This window comes from Pseudoalteromonas sp. NZS37 (assembly GCF_015864265.1).
In the GTDB taxonomy this organism is placed as follows: domain Bacteria; phylum Pseudomonadota; class Gammaproteobacteria; order Enterobacterales; family Alteromonadaceae; genus Pseudoalteromonas; species Pseudoalteromonas arctica.
The window spans coordinates 1-965 of the sequence record NZ_JADYXL010000051.1 but is presented as its reverse complement, the minus strand read 5'-3'; the positions used below and the strand labels follow the sequence as shown (position 1 = coordinate 965).

2 protein-coding genes are annotated in these 965 nt (G+C 61.2%); both read left to right on the top strand.

All coding sequences use genetic code 11. The features are described 5' to 3' along the window. Positions 1–512 precede the first annotated feature (512 nt). A complete protein-coding gene (locus I6F47_RS20800) occupies positions 513–752 on the top strand; it encodes a Lar family restriction alleviation protein (protein WP_114488608.1) in 240 nt (79 codons plus the stop codon). After that, a partial coding sequence (locus I6F47_RS20335; protein WP_197184461.1) for a hypothetical protein occupies positions 752–965 on the top strand: 214 nt, incomplete at its 3' end. The genes I6F47_RS20800 and I6F47_RS20335, both read left to right, overlap by 1 nt.

The following is a 965-nucleotide window of genomic DNA, read 5'->3' as shown; positions in this document are numbered from 1 at the left end:
GACGGTGAGCGTACCGTTGATCTGCCGATGGACTACCCGGTAAAGTCGGTGTTTGTTGGTGGGGTGAACCCCTGGACTGGAGGTGTTGCGTGAACTGGGTCTTCGTTTTCATCGCGTTCACGGCCCAAGGCGCCGTGGTCGAGAAGGTGCACATGGACAGCGCGAGCATCTGCGCGGCCTACGGCTAGGGGTACTCGTCCAGGGTGGAGTTGCGGGTCGCCCATGTGCAGGTGGCCCAATGCGTGTCGCTGCGCAGCGGTGCGGTGATCCCCGTGGGGCCGGTGGGTAAGCGGCCTGTTGGGAAAGGGTTGGTATGAGCACACCTCCGTGGGGCTCATTGGGGTGACGTAAGACTATCGCAGAGTTTAGGTGTACGCAACAGTTTTTTCGCGTTGGCCGATGGGTGGTTGTGAGCGATTGCGCAATAAGCTAGAATTTGCGCATGTGCGNAGTTTTTTCGCGTTGGCCGATGGGTGGTTGTGAGCGATTGCGCAATAAGCTAGAATTTGCGCATGTGCGAAATAACTTTATCACCCTGCCCCTTCTGCGGGGGTGCGCCTTCCGAACGGCTGGGCCACAACCCTGGCGGTGGTTTCGGCCCTGACCCAGTGGACGTCTTCTCGGTCTGCTGTAACCCCTGCGGTGTGCGCTTTGTCGTGTCCAACTGGCCGGGCCACGTCACCGAAGACCAAAAGGCGGCCGTCCGCGCGAAGTGGAACCATCGTGCACAAACACAGAAAGACCCTTCCTAATGGCCCGCAAGAACACCCCGAAGACACCCCTGCTGGCCGTCCTGCGCCAGTTGGAGACCGACGACAAGCGCGACGAATTCGCGGGGCTCGCCGGCACGTCGCGTCTGTACCTCTACCAGTTGTCGATCTGCAGCCGCCGCTCGTGCCGCGCTGACCTCGCCAAGCGGATCGCCGATGCCTCGGTGGTCATGCACGAGAAGTACGGCACGCAGG

Coding starts and splice junctions, on each gene's coding strand:
- I6F47_RS20800 (WP_114488608.1), top strand. CDS start 513: ATGTGCGAAATAACTTTATCACCCTGCCCCTTCTGCGGGGGTGCGCCT.